The organism is Actinomadura sp. NTSP31 (assembly GCF_041951385.1).
GTDB lineage: Bacteria > Actinomycetota > Actinomycetes > Streptosporangiales > Streptosporangiaceae > Spirillospora > Spirillospora napierensis.
Map to the genome: position 1 here is coordinate 282,600 of NZ_JBGNUT010000001.1, position 15,239 is coordinate 297,838.

Annotated in this window: 15 protein-coding genes; 6 read left to right on the top strand and 9 right to left on the bottom strand. The window is 73.6% G+C overall.

Translation table 11 applies throughout. The annotated features are described in order from the left end of the window. Nucleotides 1–31 precede the first annotated feature (31 nt). The 3 genes from ACA514_RS01170 (at nt 32) to ACA514_RS01180 (ending at nt 2,754) form a co-directional block, all read left to right on the top strand. Entirely contained in the window at nt 32–1,225 is a 1,194-nt protein-coding gene (locus tag ACA514_RS01170; protein ID WP_375039057.1) for an ATP-binding protein, read from the top strand. A 93-nt stretch (nt 1,226–1,318) separates the two neighbouring features. Further along, nucleotides 1,319–2,347, top strand: a complete 1,029-nt coding sequence (locus ACA514_RS01175; RefSeq protein WP_375039058.1) for an SDR family oxidoreductase — start codon at nt 1,319–1,321, stop codon at nt 2,345–2,347. A 41-nt stretch (nt 2,348–2,388) separates the two neighbouring features. After that, a complete protein-coding gene (locus ACA514_RS01180) occupies nt 2,389–2,754 on the top strand; it encodes an STAS domain-containing protein (RefSeq protein ID WP_375039059.1) in 366 nt (121 codons plus the stop codon). A gap of 112 nt (nt 2,755–2,866) precedes the next feature. Here the strand turns inward: ACA514_RS01180 and ACA514_RS01185 are convergent, their stop codons facing one another. Genes ACA514_RS01185 through ACA514_RS01195 form a run of 3 tightly spaced genes read right to left on the bottom strand, consistent with a single transcriptional unit; the run spans nt 2,867 to nt 5,012 of the window. After that, complete coding sequence (locus ACA514_RS01185) at nt 2,867–4,171, bottom strand: cytochrome P450 (protein WP_375039060.1); 1,305 nt, start codon at nt 4,169–4,171, stop codon at nt 2,867–2,869. Further along, on the bottom strand, nt 4,168–4,374 hold the full coding sequence (locus ACA514_RS01190; RefSeq protein ID WP_375039061.1) for a ferredoxin: 207 nt from the start codon (nt 4,372–4,374) through the stop codon (nt 4,168–4,170). The genes ACA514_RS01185 and ACA514_RS01190 overlap by 4 nt, the downstream gene beginning before the upstream one ends. Then, nucleotides 4,371–5,012, bottom strand: coding sequence for a TetR/AcrR family transcriptional regulator (locus ACA514_RS01195; protein ID WP_375039062.1), 642 nt, complete (start codon nt 5,010–5,012; stop codon nt 4,371–4,373). Before ACA514_RS01195 ends, ACA514_RS01190 begins: the two co-directional genes overlap by 4 nt. 134 nt (nt 5,013–5,146) lie before the next feature. Here ACA514_RS01195 and ACA514_RS01200 point away from each other — a divergent pair, with 134 nt between their 5' ends. Beyond that, nucleotides 5,147–6,616: an MFS transporter gene (locus tag ACA514_RS01200; protein WP_375039063.1), complete on the top strand. Its 1,470-nt coding sequence runs from the start codon at nt 5,147–5,149 to the stop codon at nt 6,614–6,616. Here the strand turns inward: ACA514_RS01200 and ACA514_RS01205 are convergent. Beyond that, nucleotides 6,613–7,620 carry an oxygenase MpaB family protein gene (locus tag ACA514_RS01205; protein WP_375039064.1) on the bottom strand — a complete coding sequence of 336 codons (1,008 nt, stop codon included), beginning with the start codon at nt 7,618–7,620 and terminating at the stop codon, nt 6,613–6,615. The two genes, ACA514_RS01200 and ACA514_RS01205, sit on opposite strands and share 4 nt — an antisense overlap. Before the next feature lie 95 nt (nt 7,621–7,715). Here ACA514_RS01205 and ACA514_RS01210 point away from each other — a divergent pair, with 95 nt between their 5' ends. Continuing rightward, nucleotides 7,716–8,327, top strand: a complete 612-nt coding sequence (locus ACA514_RS01210; RefSeq protein WP_375039065.1) for a TetR/AcrR family transcriptional regulator — start codon at nt 7,716–7,718, stop codon at nt 8,325–8,327. Nucleotides 8,328–8,345: 18 nt separating this feature from the next. Here ACA514_RS01210 and ACA514_RS01215 read toward each other — a convergent pair whose 3' ends face one another. Then, nucleotides 8,346–9,692 carry an FAD-dependent oxidoreductase gene (locus ACA514_RS01215; protein ID WP_375039066.1) on the bottom strand — a complete coding sequence of 449 codons (1,347 nt, stop codon included), beginning with the start codon at nt 9,690–9,692 and terminating at the stop codon, nt 8,346–8,348. Nucleotides 9,693–9,708: 16 nt separating this feature from the next. Then, nucleotides 9,709–10,596, bottom strand: a complete 888-nt coding sequence (locus tag ACA514_RS01220) for a tryptophan 2,3-dioxygenase (protein ID WP_375039067.1) — start codon at nt 10,594–10,596, stop codon at nt 9,709–9,711. A 152-nt stretch (nt 10,597–10,748) separates the two neighbouring features. Here ACA514_RS01220 and ACA514_RS01225 point away from each other — a divergent pair, with 152 nt between their 5' ends. Further along, nucleotides 10,749–11,201, top strand: coding sequence for an Lrp/AsnC family transcriptional regulator (locus ACA514_RS01225; protein WP_375039068.1), 453 nt, complete (start codon nt 10,749–10,751; stop codon nt 11,199–11,201). Between the two features lie 2 nt (nt 11,202–11,203). Here ACA514_RS01225 and ACA514_RS01230 read toward each other — a convergent pair whose 3' ends face one another. Genes ACA514_RS01230 through ACA514_RS01240 form a run of 3 tightly spaced genes read right to left on the bottom strand, consistent with a single transcriptional unit; the run spans nt 11,204 to nt 15,197 of the window. Beyond that, nucleotides 11,204–13,306 (bottom strand): dipeptide ABC transporter ATP-binding protein, encoded by a 2,103-nt coding sequence (locus ACA514_RS01230; RefSeq protein WP_375039069.1) that lies wholly within the window; start codon nt 13,304–13,306, stop codon nt 11,204–11,206. A 26-nt stretch (nt 13,307–13,332) separates the two neighbouring features. Further along, complete coding sequence (locus ACA514_RS01235; protein WP_375039070.1) at nt 13,333–14,253, bottom strand: ABC transporter permease; 921 nt, start codon at nt 14,251–14,253, stop codon at nt 13,333–13,335. Further along, nucleotides 14,250–15,197, bottom strand: coding sequence for an ABC transporter permease (locus ACA514_RS01240; RefSeq protein WP_375039071.1), 948 nt, complete (start codon nt 15,195–15,197; stop codon nt 14,250–14,252). Before ACA514_RS01240 ends, ACA514_RS01235 begins: the two co-directional genes overlap by 4 nt. Nucleotides 15,198–15,239 lie beyond the last annotated feature (42 nt).

Consider the following 15,239-nt stretch of genomic DNA (forward strand, 5'->3'; position numbering starts at 1 on the left):
GCCGTTTGCCCTGAATGGATAGATATGAGGGATGGCCGAGATCGACCTGTCGGCGGTCTTCGACGCAATCCCGGTCGGCTGCGCGGTGTTCACGCCCGATCTGCGGTACGCGATGGTGAACCGCACCTACGAGCAGCTCTCGGGACATCCCCGCGAGCGGCTGATGGGCCGGCTCTTCTACGAGATGTTCCCCGGCGGCCCGGGCGGGCGGGGCGTGACCGAGGTGCGGGCGTCCCTGGAGCGGGTGGCGAGGGAACGCGAGACCGACATCATGCCGCTGCAGCGGTACGACATCGAGGCCGCCGGCCGGCCCGGGATGTACGAGGAGCGGTACTGGAGCATCCGCAACGCCCCCCTGCTCGGCCCGGACGGCACGGTCATCGCCGTCATCCACCGGGTGGAGGAGGTGACCTCCTACATCCTGCAGCTGCGCGCCGAGCAGCCGCCCGAGGCCAGGGTGGAGGCGGTGCAAGCGGAGCTGTTCGCCCGGACGCGCGAGCTGCAGGAGGTCAACCAGCGGCTGCACCGGGCGCGAGAGGAGGAGCACCGGGCCACCGCGGCGATGGGCGACGCCCTGCGGCGGCAGCAGCAGGCCGTCGCGGACACCTCGCACGACCTGCGCGGCCCGCTCGCCGGGCTGCAGACCCGCCTGGAGCTCGCGCTCGCCGACCCGGAGGCCGACTCCCGCGCGATCCTGCACGCCGCGCTGGACGACGCCGACCGGCTCGGCCGGATCGTCGCGGACCTGCTGGAGCTCGCCCGGCTGGAGGCCGGCGAGCCCATCAGCACCGAGACCGTCGACCTGACCCGGCTCGTGGAGGACGAGCTGGCCCGCCGCGATCCCGGCGCCGCCGTCACGACGCGGCTGAAGCGCGGGCTGACGGTGGAGGGCTCGGCCGTCCGGCTGGCGCGGCTGCTGCGCAACCTCGTGTCCAACGCCGAGCGGCACGCGGAGAGCCGGGTGGAGGTCGTGCTCGACCGCAGCGGCGACCACGCGGTCCTGGAGATCGTCGACGACGGGCCGGGCATCCCGGCCGGCGAGCGGGAGGCGGTCTTCCGGCGCTTCTACCGCCGTCCCGACGCGCGCAGCAGCGAGCCGGAGGGCACCGGCCTCGGGCTCGCGATCGCCCGCCAGATCGCCGACGCCCACCGGGGGACCCTGCACGTCGCGGACCGGCCGTCCGGCACCTGCATGGTCGTGCGCCTCCCCCTGCGCGACGGGTAGCGCCGGGCCGGCGACGCGGCAGGCCGGGCGCGTTACGGACGCGTCTGTGCGGGCAGTGCTGCCTGTGCCGACCAAGCCGGGTGGAGGGCCGCGATGAAGTACGGGATCGACAGGGACAGCGTCGTCGTGATCACCGGTGCCAGCGGGGGCATCGGCCGGGCGACGGCGCGGGCGTTCGGCGCGCGCGGCGCCCGGATCGCCCTCCTGGCCCGCGGCGAGGAGGGGCTGGACGGCGCCGCCGCCGACGTCGAGAAGGCCGGCGGGCGGGCACTGCCGATCAGCGTCGACGTCGCCGACAACGACCGGGTCGAGGAGGCCGCGCAGCGCGTCGAGGACGGGCTCGGCTCCATCGACGTGTGGGTGAACGTGGCGTTCTCCTCGGTGTTCGCGCCGTTCTGGGAGATCGAGCCGGACGAGTTCAAGCGCATCACCGAGGTCACCTACCTCGGCTACGCCAACGGGACCCGCGCGGCGCTCAAGCGGATGATCCCGCGCGAGCGCGGCGTCATCGTCCAGTGCGGCTCGGCGCTGGCCTACCGGGGGATCCCGCTGCAGAGCGGGTACTGCGGCGCCAAGCACGCCGTCCAGGGCCTGCACGACTCGCTGCGGGCCGAGCTCCTGCACGAGCACCCGAACGTCAAGGTGACGATGGTGGAGATGCCGGCCGTCAACACCCCGCAGTTCAACTGGGTGCTGTCGCGGCTGCCGCGCCGCGCGCAACCGGTCCCGCCGATCTACCAGCCGGAGATCGCGGCGGACGCGCTGCTGTACGCGGCGGAGCATCCGCGGCGCCGGGAGTACTGGGTCGGCGGGAGCACGGTCGGCACGCTGATCGCGAACAAGTTCGCCGCGGGCCTGCTCGACCGCTACCTGGCGAGGACGGCGTTCTCGTCGCAGCAGACCGAGCAGAGGACGCCGCCGGACCAGGCGGCGAACCTGTGGGAGCCGGCCGACGACGCCGGCGGCCACGACTACGGCGCGCACGGCCGGTTCGACGAGGAGGCCCATCCGCACAGCCCGCAGCTGTGGGCGGCGAAGCACAAGTACCTGGTCGGCGCGGCGACGGCGGGAGCGGCCGCCACGGGTGCCGCGGTGGGCGCCGCGAAGCTGCTGCGCCGATGATCCCCTAGGGTGCCCGAGGGGAACGATCGGAGGTAGAGCACATGGGGGCCGCTGGTGGCGTCCCGCGCGGCGGAGCGAACTTCGGTGTCGCCGAGCACGACGGGTGGACGGTGGTGTCGGTGGCGGGCGAGCTGGATCTCGCCACGGCCGGGACGCTGGACGAGCATCTGTCGGAGGCGATCGGCGCGGACGGCCCGCCGCGGGTGGTGGTCGACGTGACCGGCATGACGTTCTGCGACTCGTCGGGGCTGAACGTGCTGATCCGCGCGAGCAAGCGGATCGCGGCGATGCGCGGCCGGTTCGTCCTGGTGCGCCCGACGGAGCGGGTCCGCAACGTGCTGCGGGTCACCGGGCTGGAACGCGTCTTCGACATCCGCGACGAGCTGCCCGCGCCCGGACGCGGCTGACCGCGCCCGGACGCGGCCCGTCCATGCCGGGCGCGGTCACGCCGGCGCGGTCATGCCGGGCGCGGTCACGCCGGGCGCGGTCATGCCGGGCGCGGTCGGCCGGTGCGCGCGGTCAGCCGATGCGCAGGGGCAGGGTGCGGGGTCCGCGGACCTGCCCGGCGGCCCACGTCACCGCCGCGGGGTCGTCGAGGGTGAAGCGCGGGAAGCGTTCGAGCCAGACCTCCAGGGCGACGCGCAGCTCCATCCGGGCCAGGTGCGAGCCGACGCAGCGGTGGATGCCGAGCCCGAACGCGGCGTGCCGGTTGACCTCGCGGTCGATGACGACCTCGCCGGCGCGGTCGAACTGCTCGGGGTCCCGGTTGGCGGCGGGGAACGACAGCAGCACCCAGTCCTCGGCCTTCATGTCGGCGCCGCGCCATCGCATGTCCTGCTTCACCAGCCGCGCCATCGTCACCGGCGCGTAGGCGCGCAGGAACTCCTCCATCGCGGTCGGAAGCAGTTCCGGCTCGGCGACCAGCCGCTCCCGGTCGGCGGGCGTCCTGGCGAGGTGCCACAGCGACGCGCCGATCGCGCTCCACGTCGTGTCGATCCCGGCGATCAGCAGCAGTGCCATCGTCCCGGACACGTGGGACGGTTCGAGCTTGCGCCCGTGCAGTTCGGCGTTGATCAGGTAGGTCGTGAGGTCGTCGCGCGGGTGGTCGATGTGGTCGCGGATCTGCGCGAGCAGGTAGTCGAACAGCTTCTCCATCCGCGCGATGCGCTCGTCCGGGGGACGGTTGACGCCCTCCAGCGCGTTCTCGACGAACTCGCGGAACGTCGGGCCGTCCTCGGGCGGGAAGCCGAGCATGTTCGCGATGACGCGCGTCGGGATGTGCTGGGCGTAGTCGCGGGCGGCGTCGACGAGGTCGCCCTCGAAGCCGTCGATGAGCGAGTGGCAGAACGCGCGGGTCGCCGGTTCCAGCCGGGAGACGGCCGACCTGGTGAAGGCCGGCAGCAGCAGCTTGCGCGCGTCGTGGTGGAACGGCGGGTCGGAGGAGATCGGCGGCACCCCGCCGACCGGCGCGATCTCCAGGGGCGGCCGGAAGTTGCTCATGACGATGGCCCGGGACGAGAAGCGCTCGGTGTCGTAGGCGACGGCGCTGACGTCCTCGTAGCGGGTCGGCAGCCAGCCGCCGCCGAACCGGCCGGTGTGCGCGATGGGGCAGCGCCGCCGCAGGTCGTCCTGGATCGGGTAGGGGTCGGCGGCCCATTCGGGCTCCATGTGGGAGAAGTCGGTGGCCCAGTCCGACACGGGGCCGGTGACGACCTCGTTGCGCGTGCCGAGCGGCCGGCTCTCGCGCATCTCCTCGAAGCCCTCGGCGAAGCGGTCGTCGGCGGCCGCCGCCTCGCCGGCGGTCATCTCGTCGCCGGTGCTCATGTCCGCGCCTCCTTCAGGACGGTGATCGCGCGCTCGGGGCAGTTGGCCGCCGCCCGGCGCGCGTCCTGCTCCCCGCCCGCGGGGACGGTCCCGTCGCCGAGGACGGTGCCGTAGCCCTCGTCGTCCTCGCCGAACAGGTCGGGGGCCAGGTCATAGCAGCGGCCGTGCCCCTGGCAGCGTCCGGCGTCGATCCGTACCTTCATCGCGTTCCTCCTGTCCGGGCCGCCGCCGGGCCGGCCGGGCGCGCGGTGGCGCCCGCCGGTGCGAAGGCCGCCACGACGCGGGTCAGCAGCGCCGACCACTCCTCGTCGCCGACGCCGTGCATCTCCGGGGGGACCAGCACGCTGCCCATGGCCAGCAGCAGGCAGAAGTGGGCGATCGCATTCGGTGAGAGCGCGCCGTCCATCTCCCCGCCGGCCTGCGCGGCGCGTACCAGTTCCTCGAGCATCCCGGCGCGTTCGCCCATGTAGTCGTGCATCGGCCGGGCCACCTCGGCGTCCCGGCGGGCCGCGACGAGCGCCTCGACCACCAGGTGGCCGCGCGCGTCCCGGCGGCGCGGCAGCCACCGGCCGATGATCAGCAGCGACTCGGTGATCGAGCGCTCCGGGTCGGCGGCGACCAGCTCGGCCAGCAGCCGCCGGCCGTGCGCGCGCAGCGCGGCCACCATCAGCTCGCCCTTCGAGCCGAAGTGCGCGTACAGCGCGCCGTTGCTGACGCCGGCGGCGGCCGCGATGTCGGCGACGCGCGTCCCGTCGTACCCGCGCTCGGCGAACACGTCGGCGGCGGCGCGCAGCAGGCGCTCCCGCGTCTCGGCCGCCGTGACACCCGCGATCCGGCCCATGACCCGAATTAAAAGACCGTTCATTCAGTACCGTCAAGGGCTAGATTCTCGAATCGAATTCTAGTATCAAGATCTAGAAATTGCTCGGACTCGTCGGTCGGGAGGCCCCGCATGGGCGTTGCCGGCGCACCCGCGTGACGGGGGCGGCGTCCGCCGTCGCGCGCCCGGGGCCCGCCGCCGGGCGGCCCGGCAATCCCTGGTGGACCCTGTCCGCGGTCAGCCTGGCGAGCGTGCTGACCGGCCTCGGCGGCAACACCCTCAACGTCGCGCTGCCCTCGGTCGTGCGGCACTTCCGCGCCGGCCCGCTGGCCGCCAACTGGATGCTGCTGGCGTTCATGCTCGCCAACACGGTCCTGGTCGTGGTGTTCGGCCGCTTCGCCGACATGTTCGGGCGCCGCGCGATGTACCTGTCCGGCCTCGGCGCCTACACCCTCGCGAGCCTGCTGCTCGGCTTCGCCCCGACCGCCTGGACGGTCGTGGGCCTGCGCGTCCTGCAGGCCGCGGGCGGCGCGATGCTGCTGGCCAACAGCGCGGCCATCGTCACCGACGCCTTCCCGCGCGAACGGCTCGGCAGCGCCATGGGCGTCTACACCGCCTCCTTCTCCATCGCGCAGCTCGCCGGGCCCACCCTCGGCGGCTACCTCACCGACGCCTTCGGCTGGCGCTGGGTGTTCTGGTACAACGTGCCGTTCGGCGCGCTGTGCCTGCTGTGGGGCGCGGTCGCGCTGCGGCCCGCGGAGGCGCCCTCGCGCGAGCGCGGCATCGACGTGCCCGGCAACGTCCTCGTCCTCGCCGGCCTCGGCGGCCTGCTGTTCGGGCTGTCGCAGGTGAACGAGCGGGGCTGGACGAGCCCGGTCGTGCTCGGCGGCGTCGCCGTGTTCCTGGTGCTGCTCCCGGTGTTCCTCGCCGCCGAGCGCCGCGCGGCCCGTCCCGTCGTCGACATCGGGCTGTTCCGGGACGTGCCGTTCGCGCTCGGGCTGCTCGCCACGTTCCTCAACGCGACCGCGCGGATGGGCGCCGTGGTGCTGCTGGCGCTGTTCTTCCAGTCCGTGCAGGGCGACGACCCCGTCACGGCCGGGCTCAAGGTGCTGCCGATGTCGGCGGTCGCGGTCCTGGCGTCCACCGGCGCGGGCCTGCTGGAGAACCGCGTCGGCGCCCGGACCATGACGGTGCTCGCCACCGCGCTCACCACGCTCGGGCTGCTCGAACTGCTGGCGGTGCTCGGGCGGGACGTGGCGTACTGGCCGGTCGCGGCGGGCCTGATGCTGCTGGGCGCCGGATCGGGCATGTTCCTGCCGTCCAACGCGACGGCCCTGCTGCGCGGCCTGCCGTCGCACCGGCTCGGCATCGTCAACGCGATGCGGCTGATGGCGCAGAACACCGGGATCGTGGTCAGCACCGCCCTGGCCTTCTCCCTGATCGCGGGCCCGGTGCCGGCGGCGCTGCGCGCGCACGTCTTCGCCGGTGACCTGTCGCGGGTCTCGGTCCAGGGCGTCCACCAGCTCGTCATCGGCTACCGGTACGCGCTGGCCTGCATGGCGGCGCTGTCGGCGCTCGCCGTGCTCGCCTGCCTCGGCACCCGCCGCGCGGAACGCTCCCGCTAGGCGGTGGCCTCCACCTCGGCGCGGGTCAGCACGGGATCGGGGGCGGCGGGCGCGGTCGTGGCGACGACCGGGGCCGAGACGCCGCCGGCGACGCGGTCCCGGGCCTGCCGGAACTCCGGCAGCGGGCCGGTCGCGTCGTACAGCCCGTTGAGCGCGATCCAGAGCGCGCTGCGGCGCATGCGCAGCACCAGCGGGTTGGGCCGCTGGTAGAGGGCCAGTTTCTGCGCCCATTCGGGGAGCATGTCGCGGGCCGCCCAGTCCATGAACGGGCTGCCGGGCTCCCACGGCTTGGTGCCGTTGCCGCGCAGGTTCGGGCCGGTCCCGAACGCCTTGATCGGCGTGATGGCCAGGCGCGGCAGGTAGGACTCCAGGCACTCGGCGACCTCCGCCTTCGTGGCGGGCAGGTCCGTGCCGCCGAGCGCCTCCCCCACCCGCACGAACTCGCCGTAGTAGCGGTCGAGGTCGGCGCCGCGCAGCGGCTTGCGGTGGTAGCGCTCGTGCGCCGTCGCGAGGCCCCACACGACGGTGGCGTAGTTCCAGCGCAGCCACTCCGGGTCGTCGGCGTCGTAAGGCAGGCCGTCCGGACGGGTGCCCTTGACCGTGTGGTGCATGGCGCGGACGGTGCGCGCGAGCCGCTCGGCGGTCTCGGTGGAGCCGTAGGCGGTGCCGATGAAGAACGACAGCGAGTGGCCGAGCCGGACGGCGGCGCCCTCCGGGTCGATGCCGCCGGTCGGGACGCCGTCCACCCGCTCGGGGATGCGGGAGTGGTCGTAGGCCATCCAGCTGATGCTGGGGTCGAGGCCCTCGATGTAGGCGGCGCCGACCAGGCCGAGGACCAGGGTCGGCAGGTGCGAGTGGACGTACCAGACCGCGCTGTCCGGGCCGAACCAGCCCGGGTCGCCGGCCGGCCCGGCGAACTCCAGGCCCCGGAAGAACCGGGACCGGATCTCGGCGTCGAAGGCCCGCTCGAACCGTGCCGCGAGGAGGTTGCTTCTCGGTGCCATCCCGGCGCTCCCGTCAAAGTCTGGCTACGACCGTGTCCAGACCTCAGCGTAAGCGTCTGGGTACATGCGTGTCCAGACTTGGTATCGTGACGGCCATGGCGAACGCCCGGACGGCCGCGAACACCCGGTGGGCGGGCATCCCCGCCGCCCGGCGCCGCGACGAGCGGCGCGACATGCTCGTCCGGGCCGCCTACCGGCTGTTCACCGCGGGCGGCGAGGCCGCTCTGGCCGTCCGCGCGGTGTGCCGCGAGGCCGAGCTGCACACGCGCTACTTCTACGAGAACTTCGCCGACACCGCCGAGCTGCTCGCGGCCGTGTACGACCAGCAGGCCACCGCGCTCGGCGACGTCCTGGCCCGCGCGGTCGAGGACGCGGGCCCGCGCCCCGACGCGCGCACCCGGGCCGGCATCCGCGCCGTCCTGCGGTTCATCAGCGACGATCCGGGCCGCGGCCGCGTGCTGTTCGCCGAGGCGCGCGGCAACGAGATCCTCGCCGCCCGCCGCCGCGCCGCGCAGACCGCGCTGCTGGAGGGCGTCCTCGCGATGACCAGCGACCAGGACCCGCCGCTCCCCGCCGTCATCGCCGCGACCATGTTCACCGGCGCCATGACCGAACTCGCCCAGCAGTGGGCCGACGGCCGCCTCGGCGGCGACCTCGACGCCGTCGTCGACACCGCCGTCACCCTCTCCCTCGCCATGCGCTGTTAGCCCCGGTCGAGGGGCTTCTCAGGCCCCTGCGCCTCGACGGGCCGCCGCCGTTCGGTGCAGGGCGAGGGCCGCCGTGCCCGTCGTCAGCGTGACCGCCAGCCCGGCCAGGACGTGCCGCTGCCGCCGCGTGCGCCGTTCGACCCGCGCATAGGGCTCGGTGGAGAACGAGACGAGTTCGTACCGGGACATCCACCGGCCCGGCAGGACGCGCTCCATCGCGTGGTCGGCCTTCCGGGCGAGCTTGAAGGCCGGTGAGGCGACCTTCTCCCGCATCTCCGTGAAGTTCTCGAGCGCCATCCTGCCGATGGCGTCCGCGTTGTCCTTGCGGCGCGCCTCGTACAGCGGCAGCGCGCGGTCCCATCGGCCGGCGGTCTCGGTGAGGCAGCGGTCGAGTTCGACGACGTCCTCGAAGGCGCAGTTGGCGCCCTGCCCGTAGAACGGGACGATCGCGTGGGCGGCGTCGCCGATCAGCGCGGCCCCGCGGCCCGGCACCACCCACCTGTCGCAGTGCACCGTGCCGAGCCTGCCCACCGGGTTGCGGAGGTAGTCGTCCACCAGGCCGGGCGAGAGCGGCGGCACGTCGGGGTAGCGGGTGCGGAAGTGCCGCTCCACGGCCGCCGGGCCGTCGAGCGCGGCGAACCCGGACGCGCCGTCCCGCGGCCAGAACAGCGTGCAGGTGAACGACCGGTCGGGGTTGGGCAGCGCGATCATCATCGAGCCGCCGCGCGGCCAGATGTGCAGCGCTCCGGGGTCGAGGGCGAACTCGCCGCCGGCCGCCGGGATGGTCAGTTCCTTGTACCCGTGGTCGAGGAACGCGACCTTCTCGCGGACGGCGCCCGACGCCGCCATCTGCGCCCGCACCGCCGACCCGGCGCCGTCGGCTCCGAGGATGACCGGCGCGGCGGCGTGCACCGTGCCGCCGGGGGTCTCGAACCGCAGCGCACCGGTCGCGAAGTCGGCTCCGGTGAGCCGGTGGCCGAAGTGCACCCGCACTCCTGGCGCGGCCTCGGCGGCGTCGAGCAGCGCCGCGTTGAGCCCGCTCCGGCTGATCGAGTGGATCGCCTTGCCGCCGTCCCGGCTGTAGGGCTGGAAGTCCAGGCCGCCGGCCACGGGGTGGATCATCCGGCCGCTCATCGGCAGCGCGCCCGCCATGACCTGCCGTTCCAGGCCGATCCGGCGCAGCGCGTCCAGGCCCCGCTCGGACAGGGCGAGGTTGATGGAGCGCCCGCGCTCGGCGCCGCCGGCCCGGGGGTCGGGCCGGCGCTCGTACAGGGCGACCCGGTGCCCCCGCCGCGCGAGGTAGCAGGCGAGGAGGGAGCCGGTGAGGCCGGCTCCGACCACGGCGATCTCCTGGGGTGTGCTCATGGGATCGCGGACCTTTCTAGATGTGGGTGCGGGCCGACCACAGCTCCGGGAAGACCTCGCGGTCCAGGCTGCGCCGGAGCCACTGGACGCCGTTCGAGCCCCCGGTGCCGGCCTTGGCGCCCATCGCCCGCCGGACCGAGGCCAGATGCCGGTGGCGCCAGTCGCCGAACCCTTCGGAGATCGCGGTCAGCGCCTCGCCGAGCATCCGCAGATGGTTGCCGGGTCCCTCGTCGCCGTAGATCTCCACCCAGGCGGCCTCCACCGCGGGGTGCGGCCGGTGCTCGTCCGAGAAGTCCCTGCCGAGGAGGTCCGCCGGGATGTCGTGCCCCGCGCGGGCGAGCAGCGCGACCACGTCGTCCCAGAGGCTGGGCGCCCGCAGTGCCTCGGTCAGGTCGGCGTGCACCGCGGGCTGCCGCCGGAAGGGCCGGATGAGCGAGGCCGTCTTCAGGCCCAGGACGAACTCCAGCCGCCGGTACATCGCGGACTGGAAGCCGGAGCCCTCGCCGAGCAGGTCGCGGAACCGGTTGAAGTCGGCCGGGGTCATCCAGCGCAGGCACTGCCAGCCGGCGTTCAGCCCGTCGAGGTGCAGCGCCGCCCGGCGCGACGGCGGCAGGGCGCCCCACACGTCGTCGGCGCGCAGCAGGCGCTGGACCTCGCGCAGTTCGTGGTGGACGAGCCCGAAGTACAGCTCCATCACCTGGCTGATCACCAGGAACGACATCTCGCCGGGGTCGTCGCTCAGCGTCCGCTGGAGCGTGTGCAGGGTGTCGGCCCGCACGTAGGCGTCGTAGGGGACGCGTTCCGCGAAGGCCAGCGTGGGCTCGCCCCCGCTCGCGGCGGCGCGCTCGGCGCGCTCCCGCTCGGACGCGGGCCGGATCGATGATGCGAGATCGGTGCCGGTCAACGCCGCCCTCCTCATGCTCGGTGATGTGACGTGGTGTTAATGATCTGATAGGAGATAGGCCGTAGTACATGCCGCTTCGAAGGCATCAGACCGGATATGGCGCTGTATCAGCTTCATTTGGCCAATCTGGGTTTCAGATCGGGAGGGTCACCATGGACGAGACCGACTGGCTGCTCCTCGCGCAGCTCCAGGCGGACGCGCGGCTGTCGTTCAGCGAGCTGTCGCGGCGGGTCCACATGTCCCCGCCCGCGGTCGCCGAGCGAGTGCGCCGGATGGAGGAGGCGGGCGTGCTCACCGGTTACCGGGCGCAGGTGGACCCGGCCCGCGTCGGGTGGTCCGTCGTCGCGTTCATCCAGATGTCCTGCTACGGGCCGCGCTGCGTGCTGCGCGCCCCCGAGGTGGCGGAGTGGCCCGAGATCCGCGAGATCCACCGCGTCACCGGCGCCGCGTGCAGCCTGCTGAAGATCGCGGCGGCCTCCATGGACGCCTTCGAGTCCCTGATCGACCGGCTCGCCCCCTTCGGGCAGCCCACCAGCACGATGGTGCTGTCCACGCCGCTGGCCTGGTCGCCGATCACCTCCCCCGGCGCCCCGGCGGCCCCCTGACGTCAGACGGCCCGCGCGGCGGGCCCGGGCTCGGGCGCGGGCTCGCGGAGCGGGAAATGGCACGCGGCGACGTGGCCGGGACCGAAGTCGCGCAGCACCGGCTCCTCCTCGGCGCACCGGGCCTGCGCGCGCGGGCAGCGCGTGCGGAAGCGGCAGCCGGACGGCGGATCGAACGGGCTGGGCATCTCGATGGCGCCGCCCTGATCGCCGGCCTGATCGCCGGCCTGGTCGGCGGCCTCGGCGCCCGCGTCCCCGGCGGCGGGCCCGGCGCCCGGCTCCGGCACGGGGATCGCGGCGATCAGCCCCGCGGTGTAGGGGTGCGCGGCGCGCAGGTAGACGTCGTCCGGCGAGCCGATCTCGACCAGCTTCCCCAGGTACATCACCCCGACCGTGTCCGCCAGATAGCGGACGACGGTGAGGTCATGGGAGATCACCACGAAGGTGAGGTCGTGCTTGGCCTGGAGCCGCCGCATGAGGTTGAGCACCTGCGACCGGATCGACACGTCCAGCGCGCTCACGGGCTCGTCTGCCACGATCACGCGCGGGTTGAGCGCCAGCGCCCGCGCCAGCGCGATGCGCTGGCGCTGCCCGCCGGAGAACTCGTGCGGGTGCCGGTCCAGGACGTCGTGCGGCAGCCCGACCTCGTCCAGGAGGCCGTGGATCGCCGTGAGCCGCTCCCCGGCCGTCCCGACGCCCTGCGCCGCGAACGGCTCCGCCAGGGCGGCGCCGACGCGCATCCGCGGGTCGAGCGCGTCGAGCGAGTCCTGGAACATCATCTGCAGGTCGCGGCGGTGCCGGCGCAGCTCCCGCCCGCGCAGGCGGGCGAGGTCGCCGCCGAGCGCGGTGACGCCGCCGGACGAGGGCTTCTCCAGCGCGACGAGCATCCGGGCCAGCGTGCTCTTGCCGGAGCCGGACTCGCCCACGAGCCCGAAGGTCCGGCCGCGCGGCACCTCGAACGACACTCCGGAGACGGCCTTGACGCTGCGCGCCGGGCCGCGCAGCGACCGGCCGGCCGGGTACTCCTTGACCAGGTCCTCGACCACCATCACGAGGTCGGCGGCGCCGGCCGCGGGCGCCTCCGGCGCGGCCTCCACCGCGGGCTCGGGCACCTCCGCGGGGAGCGGGCCGTCGACCGGGTGCCAGCAGGCCACCGTGTGCCCGGGCCGCGGCTCGGTGAGCGCCGGCGCCTCCGTCCGGCAGCGGTCGTCGGCGTGCCCGCAGCGGGCGGCGAAGCGGCATCCGGCGGGCGGGGCGGCCAGGTCCGGCGGGGAGCCGGGGATGGAGAACAGGACGTCCTCGCGCCGCTGGGTCAGCCGCGGCGTGCACGCGAGCAGGCCCTGCGCGTACGGGTGGCGCATGCCCGTGAACAGCTCGGCCGTGGCGGCGCTCTCGACGACGCCTCCGGCGTACATGACGCCGACCCGGTCGACCCACTGCGCGACGACCCCCATGTCATGGGTGATCAGGAGCATGGCCATGCCGAGCCGCTCCTTGAGGTCGTGCAGCAGCCGCAGCACCTGCGCCTGCACGGTCACGTCGAGCGCCGTGGTCGGCTCGTCGGCGATCAGCACCTTCGGCTCGCAGGACAGCGCCATGGCGATCATGACCCGCTGCCGGAGCCCGCCGGACAGCTCGTGCGGATACTGGCCGAGCCGCTCGGCGGGTCCGGGGATGCCGACCAGCTCGAGCATCTCCAGAGCCCGGTCCCGCGCCTCCTTCCGGCTCGCCCCGCGGTGCAGCCGCACCGGTTCGGCGATCTGCTCGCCGATGGTCTTGGTGGGGTTGAGCGACGTCATCGGGTCCTGGAAGACCATCGCGATCTCGTTGCCGCGGATCCGCTGGTAGTGCCGCTCCGGCAGGCCGGCCAGCTCGCGGCCCTCCAGCCGGATCGATCCCCCGGTGACCCGCCCGCCGGGCGGCAGCAGCCCCAGCACCGACAGGCCCGTCATCGACTTGCCGGAGCCCGACTCCCCCACCAGCCCGAGCGTCTCGCCGCGGCGCAGGGTCAGGTCGACCCCGTCGACGGCGCGGACCTCCGACCGGCTCGTCCGGATGCTCGTGCACAGCCCCTCGACCGCCAGCAGGGGCTCCTCGCCGGTCCTCACATCGCCACCTCTCGCGCCGGCGGCCATCAGCGCCGCCTCAGCCGTACGTCGATCGAGTCGCGCAGCGCGTCCCCGACGAAGTTGAACGCCATGACCACCAGGACCAGGCAGCCGCCGACCGGGTAGATCAGCCACCAGGAGCCGTCGAGCAGGGAGCTCACGCCCTTGGACAGCTGGGTGCCCCACTCGACCGCCGGGTAGTTGAGGCCGAAGCCGAGGAAGCCGAGCAGCGACACCGCGATGATCGCGTCGGCGACCTGGAAGGTGATGTTCACGATCACCACGCCGAGCGCGTTCGGGATCAGGTGCCGGACGATGATCCGGGCCTTCGTCGCCCCCATCACCGTCGCGGCCGCGACGAACCCGCGCGAGCGCAGCGCCAGCACCTCGGCCCGCACCAGCCGGGCCGGCGCGAGCCAGGAGAACGCCCCGAGGGTCAGGCTGAGCGACAGCACCGTGGAGCTGAACCGGGTCGCGATGATCAGCACGATGAACAGGAACGGGATCGACAGCAACGTGTCGACCACGCGCATCATGACCGCGTCCGCGAGGCCGCCCGCGAGGCCCGCGACCGTCCCGTAGAGGGTGCCGATCGCGGTGGCGATCAGCGCCGCGAGCAGCCCGATCTGCAGGGACGCCTGGCCGCCCTTCATGATCCGTCCGAGCACGTCGAAGCCCTGCGCGTCGGTGCCGAGCGGATGCCCGCCGCCGGGCGGCAGCATGCTGTTCACCGGGTCGACGGAGATCTGCTCGGTGACGTAGAGGTGCGGCCCGACGAAGCAGAACAGGACGAAGAAGACGATGATGCCGCCGCCGAGGACGGCGAGCCGGTTCCGGGTGAACTCCCGCAGGGTGAGCCGGCCGCCGCGGGTCCGGCCCGGTGGACGGGTTCCCGGCTCGCCGGGCGCGGCCGGCGCCGCGGTCCTGTCGGTCGCCGATTCGGTCATGCCCGCCGCGTCCTCGGGTCGGTGACCGCCACGAGCAGGTCGGCCACGAGATTGCCCAGGACGGTCAGGGTCGCCGCGATCAGCGTGTAGCCGAGCAGCACCGGATAGTCCTGGTTGTTCAGGGCGTTGAAGAACAGCAGCCCCAGCCCCGGGTAGTTGAAGACCGACTCGACCACCAGGTTGCCGGCGAGCAGCAGCGGGATCGACATGCCGATCAGGGTCACCAGCGGCGCGCAGGCGTTGCGGAGCAGGTGCCGGGTGAGGACCATGCGCATGGACAGCCCCTTCGACCGCGCCACGGTGATGTAGTCCTGCGCGAGCTGGTCGAGCGCCGCCGACCGCTGGTACCTCGAGAAGAGCGCGACCGTCACGCCGGTGAGCGTCAGCACCGGCAGCAGCATGGCGCGCGGGTCGGTGAAGATCACGAAGGCCGAGCTGGACTGGGACGCCTGCGCGGGAAGGACGCCCAGCCCCATCGCGAAGACCTGGATCAGCAGCATCGCCAGCAGGAAGACGGGCATCGAGTAGGCGACGAAGGTGAGGGTCGTCAGCACGGTGTCGCCGATGCCGCCGCGCTTCACCGCCTGGAAGACGCCGAGCGGGACCGCGATGCCGATCGCGAGGATCAGCGCCACGGCCGACAGCAGGGCGGTCCGCCCGGCGTTCTCGGCCACCAGCGCGTTCACGCTCTGGTTCAGCTTGTAGGAGTACCCGAGGTCGCCGTGCAGCAGGTCCCCCAGGTAGCTGAGGTACTGCACGGCGATCGACCGGTCGTAGCCGTGCTCGTGCTCGAACGCGGCCACCGCCCCCGGGCTCGCCTGGACGCCGAGGATGGCGCGGCCGGGCGAGCCGGCCATCCCGTGCAGCAGGACGAAGGTGATCACCGAGACGCCCAGGATCACGATCACCGACGTCGCGAGCCGCCGCAGCGCGTACTGGATCACGTTGCGCCTCCTTTCCGTGTCGCGGTCCCGGGCGTCGCCGGG

What these genes read in the sequence shown, in the direction of transcription:
- ACA514_RS01225 (WP_375039068.1), top strand. Translation starts at nt 10,749, where the DNA reads ATGGACGAGACCGACTGGCTGCTCCTCGCGCAGCTCCAGGCGGACGCG.
- ACA514_RS01195 (WP_375039062.1), bottom strand. Translation starts at nt 5,012, where the DNA reads ATGGGCCGGATCGCGGGTGTCACGGCGGCCGAGACGCGGGAGCGCCTG.
- ACA514_RS01190 (WP_375039061.1), bottom strand. Translation starts at nt 4,374, where the DNA reads ATGAAGGTACGGATCGACGCCGGACGCTGCCAGGGGCACGGCCGCTGC.
- ACA514_RS01180 (WP_375039059.1), top strand. Translation starts at nt 2,389, where the DNA reads ATGGGGGCCGCTGGTGGCGTCCCGCGCGGCGGAGCGAACTTCGGTGTC.
- ACA514_RS01210 (WP_375039065.1), top strand. Translation starts at nt 7,716, where the DNA reads ATGGCGAACGCCCGGACGGCCGCGAACACCCGGTGGGCGGGCATCCCC.
- ACA514_RS01170 (WP_375039057.1), top strand. Translation starts at nt 32, where the DNA reads ATGGCCGAGATCGACCTGTCGGCGGTCTTCGACGCAATCCCGGTCGGC.
- ACA514_RS01215 (WP_375039066.1), bottom strand. Translation starts at nt 9,692, where the DNA reads ATGAGCACACCCCAGGAGATCGCCGTGGTCGGAGCCGGCCTCACCGGC.
- ACA514_RS01185 (WP_375039060.1), bottom strand. Translation starts at nt 4,171, where the DNA reads ATGAGCACCGGCGACGAGATGACCGCCGGCGAGGCGGCGGCCGCCGAC.
- ACA514_RS01175 (WP_375039058.1), top strand. Translation starts at nt 1,319, where the DNA reads ATGAAGTACGGGATCGACAGGGACAGCGTCGTCGTGATCACCGGTGCC.
- ACA514_RS01235 (WP_375039070.1), bottom strand. Translation starts at nt 14,253, where the DNA reads ATGACCGAATCGGCGACCGACAGGACCGCGGCGCCGGCCGCGCCCGGC.
- ACA514_RS01205 (WP_375039064.1), bottom strand. Translation starts at nt 7,620, where the DNA reads ATGGCACCGAGAAGCAACCTCCTCGCGGCACGGTTCGAGCGGGCCTTC.